The organism is Achromobacter sp. ACM04 (assembly GCF_014851465.1).
Taxonomy (GTDB): Bacteria; Pseudomonadota; Gammaproteobacteria; order Burkholderiales; family Burkholderiaceae_B; genus Achromobacter; species Achromobacter aegrifaciens.
The window spans coordinates 354,624-379,328 of record NZ_JACUZS010000002.1; the positions used below are offsets into that span (position 1 = coordinate 354,624).

Here is a 24,705-nt window from a genome sequence, read left to right on the forward strand (position 1 = left end):
CCGGGGCTTCAGTACCGTAGGTTTTCGCATTCGACGAGGTGCCGCGCATGTCCGCTACGCCGTCAGCGGCTGCGCCGCAGTCCGCCGATACTTCCCACGCAAAACCGACCCCGGGCCAGGCCTCGCGTTTCCTGGCGCAGGCCACGTTCGGCCCCACGCCCGCCGAGATCGACGCCGTGGTGCGCGACGGCTACGCGGCCTGGCTGGACGCGCAGCTGGCCATGCCGCCGTCGCAGACCCATTTCGACTGGCTGCTGCAGCAGCGCAAGAACACCGAGGAGTTCAAGGGCAACGGCATCAACGCGCCCCTGGAATCCACGCTGTGGCGCAAGTTCATCTCGGCCCCGGATCAGGTCCGCACGCGGGTCGCGTTTGCCCTGTCGGAGATCTTCGTGGTGGGCGTATCGTCCATCACCGCGTCCTGGCCATTGTTCGGCGCCGCGGGTTTCATGGACCTGCTGGCCGAGCATGCCCTGGGCAACTACCAGCAACTGCTGACGGCCGTCACGCGCAACCTGTCCATGGGCTGCATGCTGACCTATCGCGGCAACCGCAAGGAAGATCCCAAGACCGGCCGCCATCCCGACGAGAACTATGCCCGCGAAGTCATGCAATTGTTCAGCATCGGACTGTTGGAGCTGGAACCGGACGGCGCCAAAAGAATGGTCAACGGCGCGCCCGTGGAAACGTATACCAACGCGGACGTGCAGGGGCTGGCCAAGGTCTTCACCGGCTGGGACATCAACGGCCCCGAAACCGACGTCGAATTCCACCGCCGCCCCATGGCCTTGAACAATGCGCTGCACTCGCTGGCCGAGAAGCGCTTTCTGGGCGCGGTGGTGCCGGCAGGCACCGACGGTCATTTGTCGCTCAAGCGCGCCATGGAAGTGATCTGCGCCCATCCCAACGTGGGCCCCTTCATCGGCACGCAGCTGATCCAGCGGCTGGTCACCAGCAATCCCAGCCGCGCCTATGTCGCGCGCGTGTCGGCCGCCTTCAACGACGACGGCAGCGGCAAGCGCGGCAACCTGAAGGCCGTGGTGCGCGCCGTCCTGCTGGACCCGGAGGCGCGCAACCCCGACCTGGCCGCGCCCGGCTGGGGCAAGGTGCGCGAACCCATCGTGCGCTTCGCGGCCTGGGCGCGGGCTTTCGGGGCGACCTCCAACAACGGCGCCTGGGCCATGCCGGACACCACTGACAACACGATCCGGCTGGCCCAGAGCCCGATGCGATCCGCCAGCGTCTTCAATTTCTTCCGTCCGCGCTACGTGCCGCCGGTGACCGAGCTGGCGCGCAGGAACCTGGTGGCGCCGGAACTGCAGATCACCGATGAGACCAGCATTGCCGGCTACCTGAACTTCCTGGCCATCTATGTGGACCGGGGGTGGGAGGATCTGCAGACGCCCTACGCCGCCGAGATCGCGCTGGCGCAGGATCCGTCCGCGCTGGTGGCGCGGGTGGCGCTGCTGCTGGCGGGCGATGCCTATTCCGCCGAGACCGCCGGCAGCATCGCGCGCGCCGTGGCCACGATACCGGCGGGCCGGCCGCGCGACCGCGTGCGCGCCGCCATCATGCTGGTGGCCGCCAGCCCCGAATACCTGGTGCAGAAATGAAGAATTCCCGCCACGCCGCGCAAACCAGCCGCCGCGAATTCCTGCTGCGCGCCTGCGCTTTGGGCGCCACGGGCGCCGCCGCGCCACTGGCGCTGAACCTGGCGGCCCTGGGCGCGGCCGCGGCGCAATCAGCGCCAGCCTCCTCGTACAAGGCGCTGGTCTGCGTGTTCCTGTACGGCGGCAACGACCCCTACAACTCGCTGGTTCCCTACGACACGGCCGCCTACAAGGCCTATGCCCAGGCGCGCACCGACATCGCCCTGCCGCGCAACGCCCTGCAGGCCACGGCGCTGCGCGGCAAGGAACCCGCCTCCGGCGGCGCCCAGTTTGCGCTGGCCCCATCGCTGGCTCCGCTCAAGCCCTTGTATGAAAGCGGCGACATGGCAGTGCTGCTGAACATCGGTCCGCTGGTTGCGCCCACCTCCAAGCAGGAATACATAGGCGCGCGCGTGCCACTGCCGCCCAAGCTGTTTTCCCACAACGACCAGCAGTCGTACTGGCAGGCGCTGGCGCCGGAAGGCGCGGCGTCGGGCTGGGCCGGGAGGCTGACGGACCTGTTCGCGGACGCCAACGCGCAGCGCACCTTCACGGGCATCACTGCGGGCGGCAGCAGCGTGCTGCTGGCCGGACGCAAGATCGCCGGATACCGCGTGGGCATCCACGGCTCCACGCAGATAGACCTGCTGGGCCGCGACATGTATGGCTCCAGCGCCTGCACGGCCTTGCTGCGCCAGCTCATCACGCAGCCGCGCGAGCACCTGATGGAACGCGAGATGTCGCGCATCGCCGCGCAGTCCATCGACGCCGACGGACGCCTGCGCGCAGCCCTCGCGGACGTGGCCGTGCCGGGCGAGTTCTCGTCCCCCCTGGCGCAGCAGCTGAAAATCGTCGCCCGCATCATCGCGGCGCGCCAGGCGCTGGGCGCACGCCGCCAGGTTTTCTTCGTCTCGCAGAACGGCTATGACAACCACGCCGGACTGAACGACACCCACCCCGCCCTGCTCAAGGAACTGGGCCAGGCGCTGGCCGCGTTCCAGCAGGCGCTGTCCGCGATAGGCGTGGCGGACCAGGTGACCACGTTCACGGCATCCGAATTCGGCCGCACCCTGGGCTCCAACGGCAACGGCTCCGACCACGGCTGGGGCTCGCATCACTTTGTACTGGGCGGCGCGGTCAAGGGCGGCCGCTACTACGGCAGCCATCCGGAAATCGCCCTGGACGGCCCCGGCTTCGTCGACAACGGCCGCCTCTTGCCGACCCTGGCCGTGGATCAGCTGGGCGCGTCCCTGGGCGGCTGGTTCGGCGCCAGCCGCGAGGATCTGGGGCTGGTGTTCCCCAATCTGCGGCGCTTTGATGCGCAGGCGCTGGACCTGCTGCCGCGCGCTTAGGGCCGCGCCGGCGGCGGCGAATTCACAGCTGCCGCGCCTGTTCGCGCAGCAGATACTTCTGGATCTTGCCCGTGGCGGTTTTGGGCAACGGGCCGAACACGAAAGTGCGCGGCACCTTGAAACCCGCCAGGCGGCCCCGGCAGAAGCTGGTCAGTTCTTCCGCCGTCGCGGCGCTGCCATCCTTCAGCGTGACGAAGGCGCAAGGCGTCTCGCCCCACTTGGCGTCCGGCCGCGCCACCACGGCGGCTTCCAATACGGCGGGATGCCCGTACAACGCATCCTCGACCTCGACGGTCGAGATGTTCTCTCCGCCTGATATCACGATGTCCTTGGCGCGGTCCTTGACCTGCAGATAGCCGTCGGGATGCACCACGGCCAGATCGCCGGTATGGAACCAGCCTCCGGCGAAGGCTTCCGCCGTGGCCTGCGGGTTCTTCAGATAGCCCTTCATGAGCGTGTTGCCGCGCATCATAATTTCGCCCACGGTGACGCCGTCCGGCGGCACGGGCGCCAGCGTGGCGGGATCCAGCACGCGGACCTGTTCCATCGTGTGCTTGCGCACGCCGATGCGGGCCTTCAGCGCAGCCTGCTCATCCAGCGGCAGATCGCTCCAGGCCTCGTGCCAGGCACAGCTGATCGACGGACCGTAGCTCTCCGTCAGGCCGTACAGATGCGTGACGTCTATGCCCAGTTCGTCCATCGCCGCGATGACGGCGGCCGGAGGCGGAGAGCCGCCGGTGAGCGCCTGCACCGGCCGGATCGCGCGCCGCTTGATTTCGGGCGGGCTGTTGATGAGCATGCCCAGCACCACCGGCGCGGCGCAGAAATAATCGACCCCATTCGCCTGGATGGCGTCGAAAATGGCGCCGGCCTCGACCCGCCGCAGGCAGACATTGGTTCCCGCCAGCAGTGCGATGGTCCAGGGAAAGCTCCAGCCATTGCAGTGGAACATCGGCAAGGTCCAGAGATACACCGCATGCTGGCGCATATCGCAGGCCAGGGCGTTGCCCATCGCATTCAGATAGGCGCCGCGATGGTGGTACAGCACGCCCTTGGGGCTGCCGGTGGTGCCGGAGGTGTAGTTCAGGCACAGCGACTGCCATTCGTCCGCCGGCCAGGGGAACCCGGCCGCCGCGTCGCCCGTCTCCAGCAGGGCTTCGTAGTTCATTTCCCCGAGCAGTTCGCCCGGCCCGCCGTATTCGGGATCGTCGATGTCCACCACGCGGATGCGCCTGCGGGTCTTGGCCAAGGCCTGCGCCATGACGGGAGCGTACTCCCGGTCCGTCAGCAGCACCACCGCGGCGCCATGATCCAGGATGAAGGACAGTGTTTCGGCGTCCAGCCGGGTGTTCAGGGCGTTGAGCACCGCGCCCGCCATGGCGACCCCGAAATGGGCCTCGTACAGCGCCGGGATATTGGGCGCCATCACGGCCACCGTATCGCCGGGCCGCACCCCCAGGCGCGCCAGCCCGCTGGCCAGCCGGCGGCAGCGTGCATAGGTTTCGCGCCAGCTCTGGCGCAGCGCGCCATGGACGATGGCAGTGCGTTCCGGATAGACCTTCGCCGCGCGCTCGATGAAGGTCAGCGGCGAAAGCGCCAGATGGTTGGCGCTGTTGCGTTCGATATCCAGGACTTGCAGGTCGGGGGTGTCGGCGGGCATCGGAGTCTCACAGTAGCGAAACGCTCACCACGCCCTTCAGGCGTCGGCTGGCGGGGTCAGGCCGCGCAGCGTCGCGCGCAGCAGGGAATCGCTCAGGTCCGCATCCGCCTGCATCAAACGCTGCAGCAGGCGGTCAGGGCTGTCGCCGGGAGTCTCCAGATGCCAGCCATACAGGTGCAGCCCGTTCAGCACATAGGCATCGTCCAGGCCTTCCAGCACGGCATGCTGGCGCGGCGCGCGCGCGGACGGCGGCAAGGCATTGTCGGCGCAGTCCGCGACGAGGATGGAAGTCGGCCTGGAAAAGTAATCCGCCACCCGCACGCGGGCCTCTTCCAGCCGGCGTAGCGCCGCGGCATCCAGAGGTTCATCCGCCAGCCGCACTTTGAGCAGCAGGTTGCGTTGATCGAGTTCAACGATGTGCAGGTCTTTCTCGACCCAGTCCGCATGCACTGGCGCGCTCTTGCGGCGGAAGACTTCCGCGGCCGCCAGCCCCGCTCCCAGGCCTTCGCCAGCTAGCAGCTGCTTGAAAAAGTCGCGCTCGGCCATGGCGCGGTCCAGTTCCTGCAATTCCAGGTCGAGCGCATGGCGCTCGCGCAGGCATTGCGCGCGACGGGCGTGCAATTGCTCGTCTGCCGGGCCGCGCTGCAGATCCAGCCACCCCGCCAGACGCACGCCGCTGCGCTGGCCCAGGCGTTCGATGCAGCGGCGCAGCTCCTGCAGAAACAGCGCCGCGCCCGCTTCGTCCTGCGCCAGATCCGGCGCCAGCGCCGGAAGCAGCAGCAGGCGGCCCGGCGGCTCACTGGCGTAGCTTGCCAGCGTCATGCCCTGGCCGTCCTCGAGTATGCCCGCGCCCGGCGCCTCGGCGAGAGTCGCGCAGGGCTGGAAACAGCGCGCGGCTTCGGTGAAGAGCGTGCGGAAAGGCTCGCCCGCCTGGCGCGGCAGCGCAGCGCCGTCGATCGGCTGGCTGCGCACCCGCCGCGGCCAGAGCGGATCGGACCAGTCGTAAGGAAGAATGTCCTGCAAGGTATGCACGCCCACCGTGCGCGGCGCGGGCACCAACGCCACCAGGGTGCCGCCCGCGGCCAGCAGGCGCTTGAATTGTTCGCGCCAATGGCGGCTGGTGGCCAGCAGCCATTCCGACGCGCCCACCCCCAGCACCGGCGGATCGGTGCGTTCGCAGGCCGCCTCCAGCGCGGGGTACAGGCCGGCGGGATTCCATATGAGCACGTCCGCCCGGTCCAGCGAGGCGGGCTGATCAAAGGACAGAACGGCATCCAGGCTGTGGGGCGGGAGCGCCAGCGCAAGGTCGAGCGTAGAAATATTCATATCGCTAATCCGTACTTGACTTTCGAAATCAATATATCATAAAGTCTAGTTAACTAGACAAATATACAAATCCTATATACATATTCCGGAAACCAGCTGTCATGTCCACTCTTACGAACGTCCGCAGCGAGTCCCCCGTCTCCAGCAGCCCCGTGGCGCTGGACCGCGACTCCCCTCTGCCGCTCTATGTGCAGATCAAGCGGCGCGTGCTGATGATGATCCTGAACTGGCAGCAGGAAAGCGACCGCTTCCACACCGACCACGAGCTGAGCGAACAATTCAACGTCAGCCGCATGACGGTGCGCCAGGCCATCCAGGAACTGGTGGACGAAGGCTATCTGCGGCGGGTCCGCGGTTCCGGCACCTTCGTCTGCGCCCCCAAGATCGACGAACAGTTCAGCCCGGCCATGGACTTCATCGACCAGTGGTCCGCACACGGCCGTCCCCTCAGCCTGCGGGTGCTGCACTGCGCGCAGGAACCGGCCTCGGCCGTCGTGGCGCGCGAACTGGACGTGGCGCCCGGCACCCCGGTCTGGAGCATCCTGCGCCTGCGCACGGTCCAGCAGGTGCCGATCTCGATCGACTACCGCTATGTGCGCACCGACCGCATCCCGCACATCGACGCCCGCCAGGCCGAGGCGGGCTCCCTGCTGGAGCTGATCGGCCGCCAGGTCGAGCTGGCCTACGGCAACCTCAAGATCGAGGGCGGCGCGGTGCAGGCCGAACATGCCGATTACCTCAGCCTCCTGCCCGGCGATCCCGTCCTGACGCGGCACCTGGTGTATTTCGACAAGCAGGACCGGCCGGTCATGTCCGGCCTGTCGCATTACCGCGCGGACCAGGTCCGGTACTCGGTGCGCGTACCGCTGCAGAACGGCGCAGGCAAGACGGACCAGGTGTCGGACTCGCTCGAGTTCCGCAACCCACCCGGCGTGGCGGAGGCCTAGCCGACTACGTTTTCGCTGTTCGTGGAAGTTGCTGCACCCCCTTAAATCCCGCATCAGGCACAGGAGTAGCACCATGACTTGCTTAAAGACGTTTCTGGAGTTCTCGCGCCGCGCGGCCATCGCGCTGCCGGCCGCCGCGCTGATGCTGGGCATGCACGCCGCCAGCGCGCAGGATACGGTGCGGATAGGATCCATCCTGTCCGTGACCGGTCCCGCCGCCTTCCTCGGCGAAGACATGAAGGCCGGCATGGAAATGGCCATCGACGACATCAATGCCGCCGGCGGCATCGGCGGCAAGAAAGTCGAATGGGTGTTCTACGACGCCGAAAGCCAGACCGCCAAGGCCATCAACGCCACCAAGCGGCTGCTGTCCCAGGACAAGGTGGACATCATCGTCGGCGGCGGCAACATGAGCGGCATCGCCATGGCCATGGTGCCGATGGTGGACAAGGCCGCCACGCCCTTCATTTCCACCGAAGGCTCGATGCAGATCGTGATGCCGGTGGCCGAACGCAAGTACGTGTTCAAGAGCACCGTGGACGACGACCAGGTGATCGACCGGGTGCTGGACTACTTCGACAAGAAAGGCATCAAGCGCGCCGCCCTGCTGGCCGACAACAGCGGCTTCGGCCAGAGCGCCGTCGAACAGATGAAGCGGCTTGCCGCCAAGCGCGGCATCGACATCACGTATGAATCCTTCAACCCCGCCGACACCGACCTGACCCCGCAGCTCACGCGCATCAAGAATGCGTCGGTGCAGGCCATCATCTGCTGGACCGTCACCCCGGCTGGCGTGGTGTTCATCAAGCAGGCGCAGCAGCTGGGCCTGGACAAGCTCACCCTGGTGCACAGCTACGGTTTCGTCGACCAGCGCTACATGAAGCTGGCCGGCGACTCGGTCAAGGACCTGCTGCTGGTCAGCGTCAAGTTCCCGGTGGGCCAGGACCTGCCCGACGCCGACCCGATCAAGACGCGCATCGTGGACCTCAGCAAGCGCTTCGAGGCCCGCTACAAGCGCAAGCCCAACCAGTTCGTGGCCCAGACCTACGACGCCATCATGCTGGCACGCGCCGCCCTGGACAAGAGCGGCGGCGACAAGGAAAAGACCCGTGAACAGCTGACCGCCATCACCGGCTACCAGGGCGTGGGCGGGGTCTTCAATTTCTCGCCCCAGCGCCACTCGGGCCTGGATAAGGACGACATCGTCATGCTGGGCTACCGCGACGGGCAGTTCCGGCTGGCCGACTACAAGTAAAGCAGTTCCATCTCCGCAACCTCCACTCACGCGCGCCGCGGGCGCTGCAAACCAGGGAGTGCAGTCATGAACGTAGCAAGCGCCGAGCCGCGTACGATCCTGGACGATCCGGAAAGCATCTTTCCGCTGGACCTGGACACCCGGATCCCCAAGATCCGCGACCTCTACCACCTGGCAACGGTCAAGCAGTGGGACCCGCGCACCGACATCGACTGGCATCTGTTCGACGCCTCGCAGTACACGCCCGAGCAGCGCTACGCGGCCCGCCAGTACTGGAGCCGCCGGGCCTGGAGCGAATACGGCGCCATCTCGGAAAGCCCCGCCCTGCAGATCCGCTTCTGCCACGACAAGTGCGAACCCGACCTGCGGCTGTTCTTCACCATCCGCTCACAAGAGGAAAGCCGCCACGCCGAAGCCTGCTACCGCATGGCCGAGGCGCTGGGCGGCTACATGGAGCAGCCGGCCCAGGCCGCCTACCAGGGCTCCGTCGCCACCCATGGCGTGCGCAAGATGGCGCTGGATCCCGAGGTGTCGGTCGAGGCCATTCTCGCGGCGCTGGTCTGCGCCGCCGAGGAAATCGCATTCGACGTCTTCCGCCACCTGGTCGAAATCACCCGCGATCCCGTCGCCAAGCAGATCTGCGCCCGCATCATGCGCGACGAGGTGCGGCACTGCGCGTTCGGCTGGCGCTTTCTCGACCACCGCATTCCGCAGATGTCCGCCGCCGAAATCAAGGTAGTGGAAAACGCCGTGATCAACATGATGGAAAAGGTCGAGCTCAACGGCTATCACAGCGCATGGCTGGCGCCCGACAATCCGGCTTCTCGCGCCGAAATGGAAGTGGACCGGCTCACCTGGGAAGCCGGCCTGGGTTCCACGGTCGAAGAACTGGAGAAGCCCCTGTTCGTTGAAACCGTGCAGCGCGTGCGCCGCCAGATGGAGCCTTGGGGGGTGCATCTGCCCCTGCTGCACCACCCGAAGATCGGCGAATTCTGAACGCGAGGAAACCCGACATGAACGCAGCCACGACCAGAATTCCCGTTGAGCGCCGCTTCCCGCTGACGCTCAAGCAGTCCATCACCTCGATCCGCGAACTTTACGAAACCGGCAAGCAGCAGCGCTGGGCGCCGGAGACCGATATTCCCTGGGCCAGCCTGGATCCAGGCGCCCTCGACGCGCAAGTCCGCGATGCGGCGCGCCTGACCTGGAGCCGCCGCGCCTGGGTGGAATACGCCGGCTTGAGCGAAACGCCGGCGCTGCTGGTGCGCCTGTGCCTGGAGAGCGGCCGCGAGTCCGACCCCAAGTACTTTCTCACCGTGCGCAACACCGAGGAAGCCTGGCAGATCGAGTGCTTCCACCGCTACGCCACCTTGCTGGGCGGCTACCTGAACCGCCCGCCCAGCCCGCAGCAGGAAGCCATCTTCAACCAATGCCGGCACCGCCAGGTACTGGATGCCGCCTGCCATGCCGACGCCTTCTTCACCACGCACGCCGCGGTGGAAGACGGCCTGGAGCTGGAACTGTTCCGGGCCTACCTGGAGAACGCCCGGGAACCCGTTGCCCGCCGCATCCTGGAACAGTGCGTGCAGGCCAAGGAGCGTCACGCCACCTTCGGCTGGCTCTATGTGGCCGAACGCGCCGCGGCCTGGTCCGACGCCGACCGCGCCGCCGTGGCGCAGGCCGTGTCGGGCTATCTGAACGAGGTCGAACTGCGCGGCTACCACTGCCCCTGGCTGGCAGAGCCCGACGGCGCCGAAAGCCGTGCCAACGCGCTGACGGCCGAAGCGGGCCTGGGCGCTGCGTCCGCAGACCGGGAGTATGAGGTCGTGTGGTCGTACCTGGAGACGGTGACGCGGCGCCTGGCCGAGTTCGGCGTCGAACTGCCCGGCATCGCGCTCACCTCGCGCCGTCCCAACTGAGCGGCGCCGGGGCTTCGCCATGGACATGTCCGCGCAAATCATCCAACTGCTGGTCGCCGGCATCACCACCGGCAGCATCTACGCCATCGTGGCGGTGGGATTCAACGTCATATTCAAGAGCACCGACGCCATCAACTTCGCCCAGGGCGAATGGGTCATGATGGGCGGCATGGTGGCGGCCGCCTGTTATGCGGTCGCCGAACTGCCGCTCTGGCTGTCCTGTCTGGCGGCGGTGGCCCTGGTGGCCTTGGCGGGCGGCCTGTCCGAACGCCTGGTGATCCATCCGCTGAAAAAGCCCGCGCCCCTGCTGGTGACGCTGCTCAGCATCGGCCTGGCCATCTGTACCAAAAGCCTGGTGATGCTGGGGCTGGGCAAAACGCCGATGGGCTATCCCGCATTCTCGGGCGACACGCCGGTGCCGCTGGCGGGCGCGCAGATTCCGCCGCAGAGCTTCTGGGTGATGGGGGTGGCGCTGCTCTTCATGCTGGGCACGCATTTCTTCTTCGAGCGCACCCTGCTGGGCAAGACCCTGCGCGCGACCGCCATCGACCGAGACGCCGCCGCGTTGGTCGGCATCAACGTGCGGCGCTCGGTGACGGTGGCCTTCGTGCTCGCGGCTCTGGCCGGCGGCATCGCGGGCGTGATCATCGCGCCGCTGACCTTCACCTCCTATGACCACGGCACCATGCTCGGCTTCAAGGGCTTCAGCGCGGCCATGCTGGGCGGGCTGGGCAGTTTGCAGGGCGCCTTGCTTGGCGGCGTGCTGCTGGGCGTGATCGAGGCGCTGGGAGGCGGCTTGATTTCCTCGCAATACAAGGACGCGCTGTCCTTCATCGTGCTGTTGCTGGTGCTGTTCTACCGTCCCCAGGGCTTGCTGGGCAAAGCCGAAATCAACAAGGTCTGAAGGGGGTGACGATGAAATCCGAAATCCATCCGCCCGGGGACGGCGCGCGCCACGACCTGCGCATCCTGCTGGCGCTGTGGGGCCTGTTCCTCCTGTTTCCGCTGGTGGCGCCGAACAGCTATGCCGTAGGCCTGGCGGTGACGTTCAGCATCAACCTGATGCTGATCGCCAGTCTCAACCTGCTGATGGGCTACTGCGGGCAGATATCCATGTGCCAGGCCGGCTTCTTCGGCCTGGGCGCCTATGTCAGCGGCGCCTTGTCGGCCAAGTACGGCCTCCCCGCACTCGCCTCCATCCCGGCCGCGCTGGCGGTCGCAAGCACGGCGGCGCTATTGATCGCCCTGCCCGTGCTGCGGCTGCGCGGTCACTACCTGGCGATGGCAACGCTGGGATTCAACGCCATCCTGTCGGTGCTGTTCGTCGAACTGGTGGACTACACCGGCGGCCCCAACGGCCTGTCGGGAGTCGAGCCCATCACCATCGCGGGCTATGCCTTCGATACCGACCGGCGCTTCTTCTACCTGGCCTGGGCCGCGGGCCTCCTGCTGATGTGGGGCTTCCTCAACCTGACCCGCTCGCGCATCGGCCGCGCCATGATCAGCGTGGCCGGCAGCGAGGTCGGCGCGGCCAGCCTGGGCATCAACACCTATGCGCTCAAGGTGGCGGTGTTCGTGCTTTGCGCCGCGGTGGCGGCCCTGGCGGGTACGTTCTATGTCCACTTCAACCAGTTCGCATCGCCGGAAACCTTCAGCTTCTCCGCATCGGTGCTGCTGCTGGTCATGGTCGCGGTCGGAGGCTGGGGCAAGTACTGGGGGCCCTTGTTCGGCGCGCTGGTCTACACCGCCGCGCCCGAACTGCTGCGCGCCTTCCACGACGTGGAGCTGCTGCTGTTCGGGCTGGGCATGATCCTGGTCCTGATGTTCTTCCCGGGCGGGCTGGCGGGACTGGCGCAGCGGCTGTGCCGGCGTTCCGCAAGCCTGCCCGCATCCCCGGTGGCGGCAACGAAGGGAAAGGTGCGCCATGGCTGATCACGATTTCCTGTCGGTGCGGGACCTGGGCATCAATTTTGGCGGACTGGCCGCGCTTGCCGACCTGTCCTTCGATCTGAAGCAAGGGCAGATCAAGGGGCTCATCGGTCCCAATGGCGCGGGCAAGAGCACCTTGTTCAACATCGTCGCGGGGCTGCTGCAGCCCGGCAACGGCGACGTTTGCTTTCGCGGCCGCTCGGTGCGGGGCCTGCCGCCGCACCAGCGCGTCAGGCTGGGCATCGCCCGGACCTTCCAGAACCTGCAGATCTTCAAGAACCTGACGGTGCTGGAGAACGTCATGGTGGGCTGCCATGCGCGCTTCGGCTCCGGCCTGTGGGCCTGCATGCTGCGCACGCCCCGCCAGCGCCGCGACGAGCGGCAGATGCGCGACATCGCGATGCAACGGCTGGAGCAGCTGCATCTGGCCCGCCAGGCTGATGTGCTGGCTGCGGACCTGAGCTTCGGCCAGGCCAAGATCCTGGAAATCGCCCGCGCCCTGGCCGCCGATCCCACCTTGCTGCTGCTGGACGAACCCGTCGCGGGCGTGCCGCATGCCGAAGTGGCGCAGGTGGCCCAGGTCATACGCGAAGTGAACGCCAGCGGGGTAACCGTGCTGCTGGTCGAGCACAACATGAGCTTCGTCATGCAGCTGTGCGACGACATCCTGGTCCTGAACTACGGCCGCAAGATCGCCGAAGGCCAGGCCGACGCGGTGCGCGTCGATCCCCTGGTCCTGAAGGCCTATCTCGGGGAGGACATGCCCGATGCTTGAAATCACCAATCTGTGCGCCTCTTATGGGGCCGGCGACGTCCTGCGGGAAACCAGCCTGGAGATTCCCGCCGGGCAGATAGGCTGCCTGCTAGGCGCCAACGGCGCCGGCAAGACCACGGTCATGCGCAGCCTGAGCGGCCTGCTGCGCCCCCTGCGCGGCAGCGTGCGCTTCGAGGGCGAAGCGATAGAGGCGCTACCCGCCGACCGCATCGTCGACCGCGGCATCGTGCTGGTGCCCGAAGGCCGGCGCGTTTTCGCACCGCTGTCGGTCAGCGAAAACCTGGAAATGGGCGGCTACAAACTGCTCAAGCAACGCCGCCAATCCGAGTTCCGCCGCAACCTCGACTTCGTCCTGGACCTGTTCCCGCGGCTGTCCGAGCGCGCCCGCCAGGCTGCGGGAACGCTGTCCGGCGGCGAACAGCAGATGGTCGCGATCGGCCGGGCCCTGATGAGCAGCCCGCGCCTGCTGATGCTGGACGAACCGTCCATGGGCCTGGCGCCCCTGGTCGTGAAGGACATCTTCCTGTCGCTGCGGCGGCTCAAGCAGGAAGGACTGACGCTGTTCATCGCCGAACAGAACGCCAGGCTGACCTTGAGCGCCGCGGACTACGGCTACGTGCTGCAGGAAGGCCGGGTGGCGTATTCGGGCAGCGCCCAGGCGCTGCGCGACGATACACGGGTACAGGCCGCCTATCTGGGCGCCTGACAGGAGACAGGTGAAGCGATGACGTGTTCTTCCCAGGAGCAGGCGATCGATCCGGAGCAGGAAGCGCAGTACAACCTGCGCGCCCGGCACCCCGAACGCGAGGAAATCTACTTTACCTATGCGCGCCGCAGCGCCGACACGCGCAGCCGGCGCGAGGCGCGCCTGGACCTGCGCTTCGGCGAGCGGCCCTCGAGCGTGCTGGACCTGTTCGTTCCCGACCACGTGCCAGCGCCGCCGTTGCTGGTCTTCATCCATGGCGGCTATTGGCGCGCCCTGGACAAGCACGGCTTTTCGTTCATCGCCGACGAGTACCTGGCGCGCGGCGTCGCGGTGGCGCTGCCCAACTACACGCTGGCGCCGCACGCGAGCGTCTCCGAGATCGTCGACGAAGCCTGTACGGCCGTCTCCTGGCTGACCGCGCAGGGAGAGCGCCACGGCTACGACGCCAGCCGCATCGTGCTGTCCGGCCATTCCGCAGGCGGGCACATGGCCGCCCGCGCGCTGTGCCGGGACCTGGTGCCCGCCCTGGCGGGCAGGATACGCGGCTACGTGGGCTTGAGCGGACTGTTCGATCTGGAGCCGCTGCTGCGCACTTCCATCAACCGCGATCTCCACATGAGCGCGGCCGAAGCCCGCAGCCTGGGGCTGTACCAACGCGTCGCGTTGTACGAAGTGCCCATGGTGTTCGCCGCCGGCGCGCTGGAAACCGAGGGCTTTCGCGGCCAGAGCCGGGATTTCTCGCAGCATTGCGCCAGCCATGGCCACGAGGTGGAGAACCTGGTGGTGCCGCAGCGCAACCATTTCGATCTGCTGACCGATTTCGCGGGCGGAAGCTATCCGCTGTTCAACAAGACGCTCGATCTGCTGCTGCCCGGCGCGGGCCGGGCCTGATCTTTCACGAGGAGTCCCTATGGCAGGCCAACCACTCAATCCCGCGGGCGTCTGCGCTCCGCTGGGCCCCTACAGCCAGGGCGTGCTGACCGAAGGCCCCGGACGCTGGCTGCACATTGCCGGCCAGGTGGGAGTATCGTCGGAGGGCGCGCTCGCCCAAGGCTTCGAAGCCCAGGCCCATGCCGCCTGGCGCAACATCCAGGCCATGCTGGAGGCTGCGGGGATGAATGCGGGCGATCTGGTCAAGGTCGTGACCTACATCACGGATGAAAGCCAGTTGCCGCTGCTCGGCCCCGTCAGGCTGGCCTATCTGGGCGAGGCCCGTCCCGCCGCGACGCTGGTCGTGGTGCGCGCCCTGGCGCGGCCCGAGTGGCTGATCGAAGTGGAAGCGTCGGCGTACAAGCCTGCATGACCCGCGCGGCGGCATCGCCGGAAGGAGGATGAGCATGTTCGAGGACCTACGCAACAAGCGGGCCCTGGTGACCGGCGCCTTTGGCGGACTGGGCGCGGAATTCGCGCGCACCCTGTCCGCCGCGGGCGCGCATGTGGCGCTGGCCGGGCGCAGGCTGCAGGCCGGCGAGCAGCTGGCCGCGGAACTGGCCGCCGCCGACCGGCAGGCCTGCGCCATCGCGCTGGACGTGACCCAGCCCGACAGCGTCGCGGGTCTGTTCGATGCCGCATCCGAGCGCCTGGGCGGCGCCATCGACATCCTGGTCAACAACGCCGGCATTACCACCGCGCGCCCTGCGCTGGAACACAGCGAAGCCGACTGGATGGACGTGATCGACGTCAACCTCAACGGCACCTGGCGGGTGGCGCAGGCAGCCGGACGCCACATGCAGGCGCACGGCGGCGGCAGCATCATCAACATCGCTTCCATCCTGGGGCTGCGGGTGGCCCAGCAGGTTCCCGCCTACGCCGCCTCCAAGGCCGCGCTGATCCAGCTGACGCAGGCCCTGGCGCTGGAATGGGCGCGCCACGGCATCCGCGTCAATGCGCTGGCGCCAGGCTACATAGAAACCGACCTGAACCGCGAATTCTTCGCCAGCGACGCGGGGCAGGCGCTGATCCGGCGCGTGCCGCAGCGCCGGCTCGGGCAGGCGCGGGAGCTGTCGGCTCCCCTGCTGCTGCTGGCTTCCGACGCCTCTTCCTTCATGACCGGATCGGTCCTGGTGGTGGACGGCGGACACCTCATTTCCACGCTTTGACTCCGGGACGCAATATGGACTTCAGCCTCACGCCAGAAATCGAAAGCTATCGCCTGCGCATCAAGGACTTTGTCGAGACGCACATCCTGCCGGTGGAGGCGGATCCGTCCTCCTACGACGAACACGAGAACATCCGCGAGGAAGTCCTGCAGCCGCTGCGCCGCCGCGCGCGCGAAGCCGGTCTGTGGGCCCTGCAGATGCCGCGCGAACGCGGCGGCCAGGGCCTGTCGCGCGTCGGCATGGCGGCCTGCTACGAGGAAATGAACGTGTCGATCTTCGGACCCGTGGTGTTCAACAGCGCGGCGCCCGACGACGGCAACATGATGGTGCTGGAAAAGGTCGCCACCGAGGCGCAGAAGGCGCGCTGGCTGCAACCCATCGTGGACGGCAAGGTGCGCTCCTCGTTCGCCATGACCGAACCGCATCCCGGCAGCGGCTCCGACCCTTCCATGATGCGCACCACCGCCACGCTGCAGGACGGCAAGTGGCGGGTGCATGGCAAGAAATGGTTCATCACCGGCGCCGGCGTGGCGCAGCACTTCATCCTGATGGCCAAGACCTCGGACGATCCGCGCAAGGGCCTGACGGCCTTTCTGTTCGACGCGGACCAGCCCGGCTGGCGCATCGAGCGGCGCATTCCCATCATGGGCCCGGAGGAACACGGCGGCCATTGCGAACTGGTATTCGACGGACTGGAGATTCCTGACGAAAACCGCCTGCTCGGCGTGGGCGACGGTCTGAAGGTCACGCAGATCCGCCTGGGGCCCGCGCGGCTGACGCATTGCATGCGCTGGCTGGGGCTGGCCCGCCGCTCGCTGGCGATCGCGCGCGAGTACGTGGCGACCCGGCAGAGCTTCGGCACCGCGCTGGCCGAACGCGAAGGCGTGCAATGGATGCTGGGCGAATGCGCCATGGCGATCGAAATCGGCCGCCTGCTGACGATGCGCGCCGCGGTCGCCCTGGACCAGGGCAGCTACGCGCGCAAGGAAGTCTCGATGGCGAAGATCGTCGTCTCCGAAACGCTGCACAAGGCGGTCGACACCGCCATCCAGCTGACCGGCGCGCGCGGCTATTCACGCGATACGGCGCTGGCCTGGATCTACCGCTACGCGCGTCAGGCCCGGCTGGTCGACGGCGCCTCGGAAGTGCACAAGATGGTGCTGGCTCGGTACCTGATGGACGAAGGCGACGACTTCTGGCGTTGGCAGGCGCAGGACTCGGCCGGGGCGCAATCGTGACGGGCGCGGCGGCGGACGCCATCGACGGCCAGGACGCGCTGGCCGCCTACCTGGTGCGCGCAGGGTATGCGGGACGGGCGGAGGAAGTGGCGCTGCGCCGCCTGGCCGGCGGCCAATCGAATCCGACCTACGTCGTGACCACGGACAAAGGCCAGTACGTGCTGCGCAAGCAGCCCGCGGGCAAGCTGCTGCCCTCGGCGCACGCCATCGACCGGGAATTCCAGGTGATGCGGGCGCTGCAGCGCAGCGACGTGCCCGTGCCGCGCATGCTGGACTATTGCGCCGATGACAGCCTGCTCGGCACGCCCTTTTATCTGATGGACTACGTGCAGGGACGCAGCTTCGTCGACCCCGCCCTGCCGGGCCTCGCGCCCGCCGAGCGCGCCGCCATCTACGCGGAAACCAGCCGCGTGCTCGCGGCCCTGCATCAACTGGACTACGCGGCCCTGGGCCTGGAAAGCTATGGCCGTCCAGGCAACTACTACGCGCGCCAGATATCACGCTGGACGCGGCAATACCGCGAAAGCCGGCCGGCGGCCGACCTGCCCGCCATGGAAGCGCTGATCGACTGGCTGCCGCGCAACATTCCCGCCAGCGACGAAACGCGCCTGGTGCATGGCGATTTCAGGCTGGACAACCTGATCTTCCATCCCACCGAACCCCGCGCGCTGGCCCTGCTGGACTGGGAGCTTTCGACGCTGGGGCACCCGCTGGCGGACCTGGCCTACTACAGCATGTGCTGGCGCGTATCGCCGCAGCTGTGGCGCGGCGTGGCCGGCTCCGACCTCGCCGCGCTGGGCATCCCCAGCGAGGACGAAGTCGTGGCCGCGTATTGCCGGGCGCGCGGGCTTGCGGGGGTGTCCGATTGGGGCTTTTATCTCGCCTACAGCTTCTTCCGCATGGCCGCCATCCTGCAAGGGGTTGCCGCGCGCGCCTCGGGCGGCAATGCCACAGCCGACGACGCCCGGTCCATGGGCGCCAAGGTGGAACCGCTGGCAGAGCTGGGATGGGAGTGCGCGCGCAACGGCAGCGCGGGTTGACGCAACGGCGTCAAGGAGCGGGCTGAAAGCGCCAGGCGGCGGACTGGCGTCCGCGGCGCAACCGCTCTATAACCTGATAATCGCGCCGGCGCGTCAGCCGGCCGCCCCCACTTCCCCCGCATCCATGACCCAGACCTGCTCCCTGGCGCTGCAACCCGCCACCGAAGACGACCTGCCCTTCCTGCTCACCCTGCGCAAGACCACCATGCAGGAACACCTGCAGCGCGCGGGCGCGCCCCTGGATGACGACCACCATCTGGCCCGCATCCGTTACCGTTTCGAGGACGCCCGCATCGTCTGGCTGGACGGCCGGCCCGCCGGCCTGTTCAAGCACGGCCGGGACCCGGCAGGCTGGCGCATCGTGCAGATCCAGATCGATCCCGCCTTCCAGGGCCGCGGGCTGGGCCGCCGCCTGCTGGAGGGCGTGCTGGACGAGGCCGACGCCGAGGGCGTCCCCGTCACCCTGAGCGTGCTCAAGGGCAACCCTGCCCGGCGCCTCTATGAAGCGCTGGGCTTCATCCCCGTGGAGGAAACCGACCTGGAATATGAAATGCGTCACGAACCCGGCGCGGTCCGGCCGGCCGGCTGACCCTTTGCAACTTCTTTCAGCCCGGCTGGAATAAAGCCGGGACCGGCAGCGTCTGTAGGGGGCAGTCTCCCACTTTCCCTATCTACGTACGAGGCACACCATGCGCAAACACATCGCCGCAGCCCTGGCCATCTCCGCCGCCGCCCTGTTTTCGGCCGGCGCCCAGGCCCAGGCCGTCAAGACCCAGGACGGCATGCTGGTCAACAGCGCCGGCATGACGCTTTACACCTTCGACAAGGATGCCGGCGGCAAGAGCGCCTGCAACGACCAGTGCGCCAAGATCTGGCCGCCCGTCATGGCCAGCGCCGACGCCAAGCCCATGGGCGACCTGACCGTCATCACCCGCGACGACGGCAGCAAGCAATGGGCCAGCAAGGGCAAGCCGCTGTACACCTATGCCAAGGACGCCAAGGCGGGCGACAAGACCGGCGACAACTTCAAGGAAGTCTGGCACGTTGCCAAGCCCTGATACGGTGTCCGCCATCACACGCAGCAACCCATGCGCGCCGAAGACGAAGCCCTGATCCTGGCCTGCATCCCCAGCCTGCGGCGCTATGCCCGCGGGCTGACGGGCGACCCCCACCGGGCCGACGACCTGGTCCAGGACACGCTGGAGCGCGCATGGAGCCGCTATTCGCGCTGGCAGCGGCGCGGCGAGCTGCGCGCCTGGATGTTCGGCATCATGCATAACCATTTCATCGACGGCGTGCGCGCCAGCAACCGGCGGGCCGAACAGACCGCCCCGGGCGAACTGCCCGACGCCCCGGTGCGCGCCACGCAGACAGACCACCTGGAGGTGCGCGACCTGGACCGCTGCCTGCAAGCCCTGCCCGCCGAACAGCGGGAAGTGCTGTTGCTGATATGCGTGGAAGACCTGTCCTATCAGGACACCGCCCGGATACTGGACGTGCCGATGGGCACGGTCATGTCGCGCCTGTCGCGCGCCCGCGAAAAACTGGGCGCGCTGATGCAGGCGCGCGACACCGTCAGCAAGCTCCATCGCGTGAAATGACATGAACGAGAAACGCCTCCATGCGGTGCCCGGCGCGGGCACCCCGATTACCGAAGCCGACCTGCATGCCTATGCGGACGGCCAGTTGCCGCCCACGCGCCGCGCCGAGGTCGAAGCATTCCTGGCCTCCCATCCGCAAGACCAGGCCCGCGTCGACGAATGGCGCGACCAACGGCGCCTGCTGCACGCCATGCTGGACCCGGTGCTGGACGAGCCGCTGCCGCTGCGCCTGCCCCTGGCGCGGCCCTCGAACCCCTGGCCCTGGCGGGCCCTGGCCGCCGGCGTGGCGATCGCCGCCATCAGCGCCAGCGCCGCCTGGATCACGCGCGGCGCCATGGACGCCCGCCAGCTGCAGGCCGCACTGGCGACCGCCGCGCCCGAACGCATTGCGGGCGGCTATGCCCAGCGCGCCGCCATCGCCCACGCGGTCTACGCGCCCGACATGGGACGGCCCGTGGAGGTCGGCGCCGATAACGAAAAAGGCCTGGTGACCTGGCTGACCAAGCGCATGGGCGCGACCATGCGCCCGCCGTCCCTGTCGCAGGCCGGCTATGAACTGGTGGGAGGCCGCCTGCTGCCCGGCGGCGCGGGACCGGTCGCGCTGTTCATGTACGGGGCGGCCGACGGCCAGCGCCTGACGCTGTACGTCACCCGCGAAGCCGCGGGCGGGCAGACGGCATTCCAGTTCACCCAGGAAGGTCCGGTGCGGGTGTTCTACTGGGTCGAAGGACAGTTCGGCTATGCGCTGTCCGGCGCAGTCAGCCGCGACGAGCTGCTGCGCGTGTCGCAGGAGGTCTACCAGCAGCTGCAGGGCTAGTCGGGGAGCGCCAGGCCCCGGCCGCCCGCGTGCTCGCGCGCCTGGTGCAGCATGTGCAGCGTAATCTTGCGCACCTCGGCGCGGCTCATGCCGATATGCGAACGCAGCATGCGCGTGGCCTCGTCGGCCCGCCGCGCCAGCACCGCGCGCAGGATGGCGGCGTGCTCATCATAAGTGGCGTCCACGCGGAAATCCTTGGTGAAGTCCAGCCGCCGCACGATGCGTATCTTCTCGGTCACGTCGCGATGGATCTGCGCCATTTCGGGATTGCCGGCAGCGGCCACCAGCGAACAATGAAAAGCCTCGTCCAGTTGCGCCACCAGCCGCCCGTCCAGAATGCGCTGGCGCGGCGGCGCCAGCCACACGTCCTTCAGCGCGCCCAGCATGCCTGCCTCGTCCATGTGCTCGCGCGCGCACAGCCGTTCCACCGCGGCCTGCTCCAGCACCACGCGCACGTCGTACAGCGCCTCGAAGCGTTCGAAGTCGAAAGGCCGCACCTGCCAGCCGCTGCGCGGACGGGGCAGTACGTAGCCTTCGCGCTCCAGCCGCGCCAGTCCCAGCCGCACCGGCGTGCGGCTGACGCCCAGCCGCGCCGCCACCTCGGCCTCGGTGAAGCGCTCGCCCGGCAGCACGCGGAAGTCGAACAGGTCGTCTTTCAGCCGCTGATAGACCTGGTCGGCCAGCGAACCGGCCAAGGCCGGCGTCTGGCGGATGGCGGGAGCGGCCAGCGCGGATTCCAGGCGCATGGTCAGGCTACGGGGCAGGTCGCGTCTTCGACCAGAACGATGAGCGGGTCGCCCGCGTTCACCGGTTTGCCCGGCACGCAGCGGATCGCGACCACGGTCCCCGACGCCGGCGCGATGACGGACAGCTCCATCTTCATGGCCTCGACCACCACCAGCGTGTCCCCCGCCGATACGCTCTGACCCACCTGCACCGGGATCTTCCAGACGTTGCCGCACATGTCGGCGCTGACCAGGCTTTCGCCTTCGCGCAAGGCCGCTTCGGCTTCGGGCTCGGGTCCGGCCGCCGCTTGCTCCACCGCGGCATCTTCTGTTTTCCACAAGGCCACCTCGGCGTCGAAGGCGCTCTTCTGGCGTGTCTGGAACGCGGCGATGCTGTCGGCTTCTTCCTCCAGGAAGCGCTGGTGCGCCGCGAAATCGAACACCTCTTCCTCGATGCGGACCGTGGCCCGGCCTTCGCGGAAGTCTTCGCGCAGCACATCGAGTTCAGCTTCCGTCACCGGATAGAAGCGCACCTGATCGAAAAAGCGCAGCAACCAAGGCTTGCCGTCCTGGAACACAGGGTTCTTCAGAAACTTGTTCCAGATGGGCAAGGTGCGTCCGACCAGCTGATAGCCGCCGGGCGAATCCATGCCGTAGATACACATGTAGACCCCGCCTATGCCTACCGTTCCTTCGGCGGTGTAGGTGCGAGCCGGGTTGTACTTGGAGGTCAGCAGGCGGTGGCGCGGATCTATCGGCACCGCGCAGGGCGCGCCCAGGTAAACGTCGCCCAGGCCCATGATCAGATAGCTGGCGTCGAACACGATGTCGCGGACCTGCCTGCGGCTGGCCAGGCCATTGATGCGCTGGATGAAGTCCACGTTGTTGGGCAGCCACGGCGCGCTGGCGCGCACGGTTTCCTGATAGCGCTGCACCGCGCCCAGCGTGGCCGAGTCCTCGAACGCCATGGGCAGGTAGACCACGCGGGTAGGCACCTTGAGCGTGGCCACGTCGGCCAGGCCCGCCTCGATCCGCAACAGGCGTTCTATCAGCGCGCCCTGCAGGATGACGCGGCTGTCGTAGCGGATCTGCAGCGAGCGCACGCCCGGCGACAGCTCCAGCACGCCGGCGATGGGCTCGGCGTTGAGCGCCTCCATCAGCAGATGGATGCGCATGCGCAGCGCGAGGTCCAGCACGTTGTCGCCGTACTCCAACAGCAGGTAGCCATCGCCCGCCTGGCGGTAGGAAACCGAAGGGCGTGCGCCCTCGGCCGGCAGCGCCGCGATGATGGGTTCCGCCACGGTGGCCGGCGCCACAGCCCGCTCTGTCTGCGCGGGCGCCGCCAGTTCGGCCACGCAACGGTCCTGCGCCGCCTCCAGCGCCACCGCCTGCTGATAGTCGATGCGCACGAAGCGGATCCGGTCGCCCGGTTTGACCTGCCCGACCTTCCACAGTTCGGCGCGGGCGATGGTGACGGGGCAGACGAAGCCGCCCAGGCTGGGGCCGTCGCGCGTCAGGATCACGGGGCTGTCGCCGGTGAAGTTGATACTGCCGATGGCGTATTCGCAATCGTGGATATTGGACGGATGCAGGCCCGCCTCGCCGCCGTCCTCGCGCGCCCAAGTTGGCTTGGGGCCGATCAGGCGCACGCCCAGCCGGTTGGAGTTGTAGTGCACTTCCCAGTCCGCGGCGAAGAAGGCCTCAATGGCTTCGGGCCGGAAGAAATCCGGCGCGCCGTGCGGGCCGTAGAGCACGCCGATTTGCCAGGTGTTGCCATAGGCCGGAATCAAGCCGGCGGGCGCGGCCTGCGGTTCGGACACAGGTGCGGTGGCACCGCAGTCCCGCTCAGGACGGATCCGCGGCAGCATGTCGCCCACGCGCAAGGTGCGGCCGGCATGCCCTCCAAACTGGCCCAACACGAAGGTGGAGCGGCTGCCCAGGTAGACCGGCACGTCCAGGCCGCCGCGCACCGCCAGATAGCTGCGGCAGCCCGACAGCACGCGGCCGGTCGTCAGCACCTGGCCGGAACGCACGGCCACCGGCGTCCACATGGGCACGGGCTCGCCATCCAGGGTGGCGGCGCAGGCCGCTCCCGTCAGCGCCACGACGGCATCGCCGTGAAAGCGCAAGGTCGGGCCGACCAGCGTGGCCTCGATGCCCGCTGCGTCGGACGCGTTGCCGACGATGCGGTTGGCCATGCGGAAGGCATAGTCGTCCATCGGGCCCGAGGGCGGCACGCCGATGTCCCAGTAGCCCACCCGCCCAGGGTAGTCCTGCACGCTGGTGTAGGTGCCTGCCGCCAGCACCTCGATCGCCGCGGGCCGGTAGGCAAAGGTTTCAAGGAAGCGCGTGGACAGCTCGCCTGCGCGAAAACGCGCGTCGTCCACGATCTGCCGCAGATAGTCCAGGTTGGTGGCGATGCCGTGCAGGCGCGTGCGGGCCAGCGCGTGCGCCAGCTTGTCCAGCGCGGCCTCGCGCGTGCCGGCATGCACGATCAGCTTGGCCAGCATGGGGTCGTAGAACGCCGGCACCTCGGTGCCGGTCGCGACCCAGCCGTCCACCCGCAGGCCTTCCGGAAAGAACACGTCGGTCAACACGCCAGGCGACGGCTGGAACTGGCGCAGCGGATCCTCGGCATACAGGCGCACCTCGATGGATGCGCCTTGCGGCGCGCGCGACATGGCGGCGTAATCCAGCGCTTCGCCCGCGGCCACGCGCAGCATGCATTCCACCAGGTCCAGCCCGGTGACGGCTTCCGTCACGGGATGCTCTACCTGCAAGCGGGTATTGACCTCCAGGAAATAGAAGCTGTCGCGCGCCGGGTCGTAGATGAATTCAACGGTGCCGGCGGAACGGTAGTTGACCGACTCGCCCAGCCGCACGGCGGCAGCGTGCAGCGCCTGGCGCGTGGCGGCGGGCAAAAGCGGCGCGGGCGTCTCTTCGATGACCTTCTGGTTGCGGCGCTGCACCGAGCAATCGCGCTCGCCCAGGGCCAGCACACGGCCGGCGCCGTCGCCGAAGATCTGCACCTCGACATGGCGCGCATTGTCGACGTAGCGCTCGATGAAGGCGCCGCCGTCGCTGAAGAAGTGCTCGCCCATGCGCTGTACGCTATCGAAGGCCGCAGTCAGCTCGGCCTCGTTGTCGCAGCGCGAAAGGCCGATGCCGCCGCCTCCCGCCGTGCTCTTTAGCATCACCGGATAGCCGATGCGCTCGGCCTGCGACAGCGCGGCGCCCAGACTGTCCAGCAGGCCCGTTCCCGGCGTCATCGGCACGCCGGCCTCGGCCGCCAGTTCGCGGGAACGGTGCTTCAGGCCGAACTCGCGGATCTGCAAGGGCGTAGGGCCGACGAACGCAATGCCCGCGTCTTCGCAGGCTTGCGCGAACTCGGCGCTTTCGGACAGGAAGCCGTAGCCGGGATAGATGGCTTGCGCGCCATGCTCGCGCGCGGCGGCCAGCAGCAGGTCCATGCGCAGGTAGCTGTCGGCGGCCTTTTCGCCGCCCAGAGCTACGGCCACGTCGGCCGCGCGCACGTGCGCGGCATTGCGGTCCGGGTCGGAGTAAACGGCCACGCTGCGGATGCCCAGCCGCTTGAGGGTGCGGATGGCGCGGACGGCGATCTCGCCGCGGTTGGCAATCAGAACGGTATCGAACACGGTGCGACTCC

The 24,705-nt window shown here is 67.9% G+C and carries 23 protein-coding genes; 19 read left to right on the top strand and 4 right to left on the bottom strand.

Annotated features, from left to right (window positions below):
• Positions 1-47 precede the first annotated feature (47 nt).
• Positions 48-1,613 (top strand): DUF1800 family protein, encoded by a 1,566-nt coding sequence (locus IB259_RS12450; protein WP_175163728.1) that lies wholly within the window; start codon positions 48-50, stop codon positions 1,611-1,613.
• Positions 1,610-3,001, top strand: coding sequence for a DUF1501 domain-containing protein (locus IB259_RS12455; protein ID WP_192329149.1), 1,392 nt, complete (start codon positions 1,610-1,612; stop codon positions 2,999-3,001). The genes IB259_RS12450 and IB259_RS12455 overlap by 4 nt, the downstream gene beginning before the upstream one ends.
• A gap of 22 nt (positions 3,002-3,023) precedes the next feature.
• Here the strand turns inward: IB259_RS12455 and IB259_RS12460 are convergent, their stop codons facing one another.
• Together IB259_RS12460 and IB259_RS12465 are read right to left on the bottom strand one after the other, a co-directional pair.
• Positions 3,024-4,661: an acyl-CoA synthetase gene (locus IB259_RS12460; protein ID WP_119449237.1), complete on the bottom strand. Its 1,638-nt coding sequence runs from the start codon at positions 4,659-4,661 to the stop codon at positions 3,024-3,026.
• Positions 4,662-4,697: 36 nt separating this feature from the next.
• The gene (locus tag IB259_RS12465; RefSeq protein WP_192329151.1) at positions 4,698-5,987 is read right to left on the bottom strand and encodes a hypothetical protein; all 1,290 of its coding nucleotides are present in this window, start codon (positions 5,985-5,987) and stop codon (positions 4,698-4,700) included.
• Between the two features lie 101 nt (positions 5,988-6,088).
• Here IB259_RS12465 and IB259_RS12470 point away from each other — a divergent pair, with 101 nt between their 5' ends.
• The 17 genes from IB259_RS12470 (at position 6,089) to IB259_RS12550 (ending at position 20,313) form a co-directional block, all read left to right on the top strand.
• Positions 6,089-6,934 (top strand): GntR family transcriptional regulator, encoded by an 846-nt coding sequence (locus IB259_RS12470; protein WP_054451601.1) that lies wholly within the window; start codon positions 6,089-6,091, stop codon positions 6,932-6,934.
• Between the two features lie 73 nt (positions 6,935-7,007).
• Complete coding sequence (locus IB259_RS12475; protein ID WP_054451602.1) at positions 7,008-8,189, top strand: ABC transporter substrate-binding protein; 1,182 nt, start codon at positions 7,008-7,010, stop codon at positions 8,187-8,189.
• A 66-nt stretch (positions 8,190-8,255) separates the two neighbouring features.
• Complete coding sequence (locus IB259_RS12480) at positions 8,256-9,185, top strand: ferritin-like domain-containing protein (RefSeq protein WP_119449233.1); 930 nt, start codon at positions 8,256-8,258, stop codon at positions 9,183-9,185.
• 17 nt (positions 9,186-9,202) lie between these two features.
• A complete protein-coding gene (locus IB259_RS12485; RefSeq protein ID WP_192329153.1) occupies positions 9,203-10,108 on the top strand; it encodes a hypothetical protein in 906 nt (301 codons plus the stop codon).
• Positions 10,109-10,133: 25 nt separating this feature from the next.
• Entirely contained in the window at positions 10,134-11,012 is an 879-nt protein-coding gene (locus IB259_RS12490; protein WP_225588902.1) for a branched-chain amino acid ABC transporter permease, read from the top strand.
• Between the two features lie 11 nt (positions 11,013-11,023).
• Positions 11,024-12,040: a branched-chain amino acid ABC transporter permease gene (locus tag IB259_RS12495; RefSeq protein ID WP_054451606.1), complete on the top strand. Its 1,017-nt coding sequence runs from the start codon at positions 11,024-11,026 to the stop codon at positions 12,038-12,040.
• Positions 12,033-12,812 carry an ABC transporter ATP-binding protein gene (locus tag IB259_RS12500; protein WP_192329155.1) on the top strand — a complete coding sequence of 260 codons (780 nt, stop codon included), beginning with the start codon at positions 12,033-12,035 and terminating at the stop codon, positions 12,810-12,812. Before IB259_RS12495 ends, IB259_RS12500 begins: the two co-directional genes overlap by 8 nt.
• Complete coding sequence (locus tag IB259_RS12505) at positions 12,805-13,518, top strand: ABC transporter ATP-binding protein (RefSeq protein ID WP_054451608.1); 714 nt, start codon at positions 12,805-12,807, stop codon at positions 13,516-13,518. The genes IB259_RS12500 and IB259_RS12505 overlap by 8 nt, the downstream gene beginning before the upstream one ends.
• An 18-nt stretch (positions 13,519-13,536) precedes the next feature.
• On the top strand, positions 13,537-14,409 hold the full coding sequence (locus IB259_RS12510; RefSeq protein WP_054451609.1) for an alpha/beta hydrolase: 873 nt from the start codon (positions 13,537-13,539) through the stop codon (positions 14,407-14,409).
• Between the two features lie 19 nt (positions 14,410-14,428).
• Positions 14,429-14,821 (top strand): RidA family protein, encoded by a 393-nt coding sequence (locus IB259_RS12515; RefSeq protein WP_119449231.1) that lies wholly within the window; start codon positions 14,429-14,431, stop codon positions 14,819-14,821.
• A 34-nt stretch (positions 14,822-14,855) separates the two neighbouring features.
• The gene (locus IB259_RS12520; protein ID WP_054452248.1) at positions 14,856-15,617 is read left to right on the top strand and encodes an SDR family NAD(P)-dependent oxidoreductase; all 762 of its coding nucleotides are present in this window, start codon (positions 14,856-14,858) and stop codon (positions 15,615-15,617) included.
• 14 nt (positions 15,618-15,631) lie between these two features.
• A complete protein-coding gene (locus tag IB259_RS12525) occupies positions 15,632-16,855 on the top strand; it encodes an acyl-CoA dehydrogenase family protein (protein ID WP_192329157.1) in 1,224 nt (407 codons plus the stop codon).
• A complete protein-coding gene (locus IB259_RS12530; RefSeq protein WP_192329158.1) occupies positions 16,852-17,895 on the top strand; it encodes a phosphotransferase in 1,044 nt (347 codons plus the stop codon). The genes IB259_RS12525 and IB259_RS12530 overlap by 4 nt, the downstream gene beginning before the upstream one ends.
• Before the next feature lie 124 nt (positions 17,896-18,019).
• Positions 18,020-18,484 (top strand): GNAT family N-acetyltransferase, encoded by a 465-nt coding sequence (locus IB259_RS12535; protein WP_054451612.1) that lies wholly within the window; start codon positions 18,020-18,022, stop codon positions 18,482-18,484.
• A 100-nt stretch (positions 18,485-18,584) separates the two neighbouring features.
• The gene (locus IB259_RS12540; RefSeq protein ID WP_054451613.1) at positions 18,585-18,953 is read left to right on the top strand and encodes a hypothetical protein; all 369 of its coding nucleotides are present in this window, start codon (positions 18,585-18,587) and stop codon (positions 18,951-18,953) included.
• A gap of 30 nt (positions 18,954-18,983) precedes the next feature.
• A complete protein-coding gene (locus tag IB259_RS12545; RefSeq protein ID WP_054451614.1) occupies positions 18,984-19,496 on the top strand; it encodes an RNA polymerase sigma factor in 513 nt (170 codons plus the stop codon).
• A gap of 1 nt (position 19,497) precedes the next feature.
• A complete protein-coding gene (locus IB259_RS12550; RefSeq protein ID WP_175212484.1) occupies positions 19,498-20,313 on the top strand; it encodes an anti-sigma factor in 816 nt (271 codons plus the stop codon).
• Here the strand turns inward: IB259_RS12550 and IB259_RS12555 are convergent.
• Together IB259_RS12555 and uca are read right to left on the bottom strand one after the other, a co-directional pair.
• Positions 20,310-21,059, bottom strand: a complete 750-nt coding sequence (locus IB259_RS12555) for a GntR family transcriptional regulator (protein ID WP_119449228.1) — start codon at positions 21,057-21,059, stop codon at positions 20,310-20,312. The genes IB259_RS12550 and IB259_RS12555 overlap by 4 nt on opposite strands.
• A gap of 2 nt (positions 21,060-21,061) precedes the next feature.
• Positions 21,062-24,694 (bottom strand): urea carboxylase, encoded by a 3,633-nt coding sequence (uca, locus tag IB259_RS12560; RefSeq protein WP_192329160.1) that lies wholly within the window; start codon positions 24,692-24,694, stop codon positions 21,062-21,064.
• Positions 24,695-24,705: the final 11 nt, after the last annotated feature.

What these genes read in the sequence shown, in the direction of transcription:
- IB259_RS12455 (WP_192329149.1), top strand. Translation starts at nt 1,610, where the DNA reads ATGAAGAATTCCCGCCACGCCGCGCAAACCAGCCGCCGCGAATTCCTG.
- IB259_RS12535 (WP_054451612.1), top strand. Translation starts at nt 18,020, where the DNA reads ATGACCCAGACCTGCTCCCTGGCGCTGCAACCCGCCACCGAAGACGAC.
- IB259_RS12510 (WP_054451609.1), top strand. Translation starts at nt 13,537, where the DNA reads ATGACGTGTTCTTCCCAGGAGCAGGCGATCGATCCGGAGCAGGAAGCG.
- IB259_RS12490 (WP_225588902.1), top strand. Translation starts at nt 10,134, where the DNA reads ATGTCCGCGCAAATCATCCAACTGCTGGTCGCCGGCATCACCACCGGC.
- IB259_RS12520 (WP_054452248.1), top strand. Translation starts at nt 14,856, where the DNA reads ATGTTCGAGGACCTACGCAACAAGCGGGCCCTGGTGACCGGCGCCTTT.
- IB259_RS12480 (WP_119449233.1), top strand. Translation starts at nt 8,256, where the DNA reads ATGAACGTAGCAAGCGCCGAGCCGCGTACGATCCTGGACGATCCGGAA.
- IB259_RS12505 (WP_054451608.1), top strand. Translation starts at nt 12,805, where the DNA reads ATGCTTGAAATCACCAATCTGTGCGCCTCTTATGGGGCCGGCGACGTC.
- IB259_RS12500 (WP_192329155.1), top strand. Translation starts at nt 12,033, where the DNA reads ATGGCTGATCACGATTTCCTGTCGGTGCGGGACCTGGGCATCAATTTT.
- IB259_RS12485 (WP_192329153.1), top strand. Translation starts at nt 9,203, where the DNA reads ATGAACGCAGCCACGACCAGAATTCCCGTTGAGCGCCGCTTCCCGCTG.
- IB259_RS12525 (WP_192329157.1), top strand. Translation starts at nt 15,632, where the DNA reads ATGGACTTCAGCCTCACGCCAGAAATCGAAAGCTATCGCCTGCGCATC.
- IB259_RS12545 (WP_054451614.1), top strand. Translation starts at nt 18,984, where the DNA reads ATGCGCGCCGAAGACGAAGCCCTGATCCTGGCCTGCATCCCCAGCCTG.
- IB259_RS12540 (WP_054451613.1), top strand. Translation starts at nt 18,585, where the DNA reads ATGCGCAAACACATCGCCGCAGCCCTGGCCATCTCCGCCGCCGCCCTG.
- IB259_RS12475 (WP_054451602.1), top strand. Translation starts at nt 7,008, where the DNA reads ATGACTTGCTTAAAGACGTTTCTGGAGTTCTCGCGCCGCGCGGCCATC.
- IB259_RS12495 (WP_054451606.1), top strand. Translation starts at nt 11,024, where the DNA reads ATGAAATCCGAAATCCATCCGCCCGGGGACGGCGCGCGCCACGACCTG.
- IB259_RS12515 (WP_119449231.1), top strand. Translation starts at nt 14,429, where the DNA reads ATGGCAGGCCAACCACTCAATCCCGCGGGCGTCTGCGCTCCGCTGGGC.
- IB259_RS12470 (WP_054451601.1), top strand. Translation starts at nt 6,089, where the DNA reads ATGTCCACTCTTACGAACGTCCGCAGCGAGTCCCCCGTCTCCAGCAGC.
- IB259_RS12555 (WP_119449228.1), bottom strand. Translation starts at nt 21,059, where the DNA reads ATGCGCCTGGAATCCGCGCTGGCCGCTCCCGCCATCCGCCAGACGCCG.
- IB259_RS12465 (WP_192329151.1), bottom strand. Translation starts at nt 5,987, where the DNA reads ATGAATATTTCTACGCTCGACCTTGCGCTGGCGCTCCCGCCCCACAGC.
- IB259_RS12460 (WP_119449237.1), bottom strand. Translation starts at nt 4,661, where the DNA reads ATGCCCGCCGACACCCCCGACCTGCAAGTCCTGGATATCGAACGCAAC.
- IB259_RS12450 (WP_175163728.1), top strand. Translation starts at nt 48, where the DNA reads ATGTCCGCTACGCCGTCAGCGGCTGCGCCGCAGTCCGCCGATACTTCC.
- IB259_RS12550 (WP_175212484.1), top strand. Translation starts at nt 19,498, where the DNA reads ATGAACGAGAAACGCCTCCATGCGGTGCCCGGCGCGGGCACCCCGATT.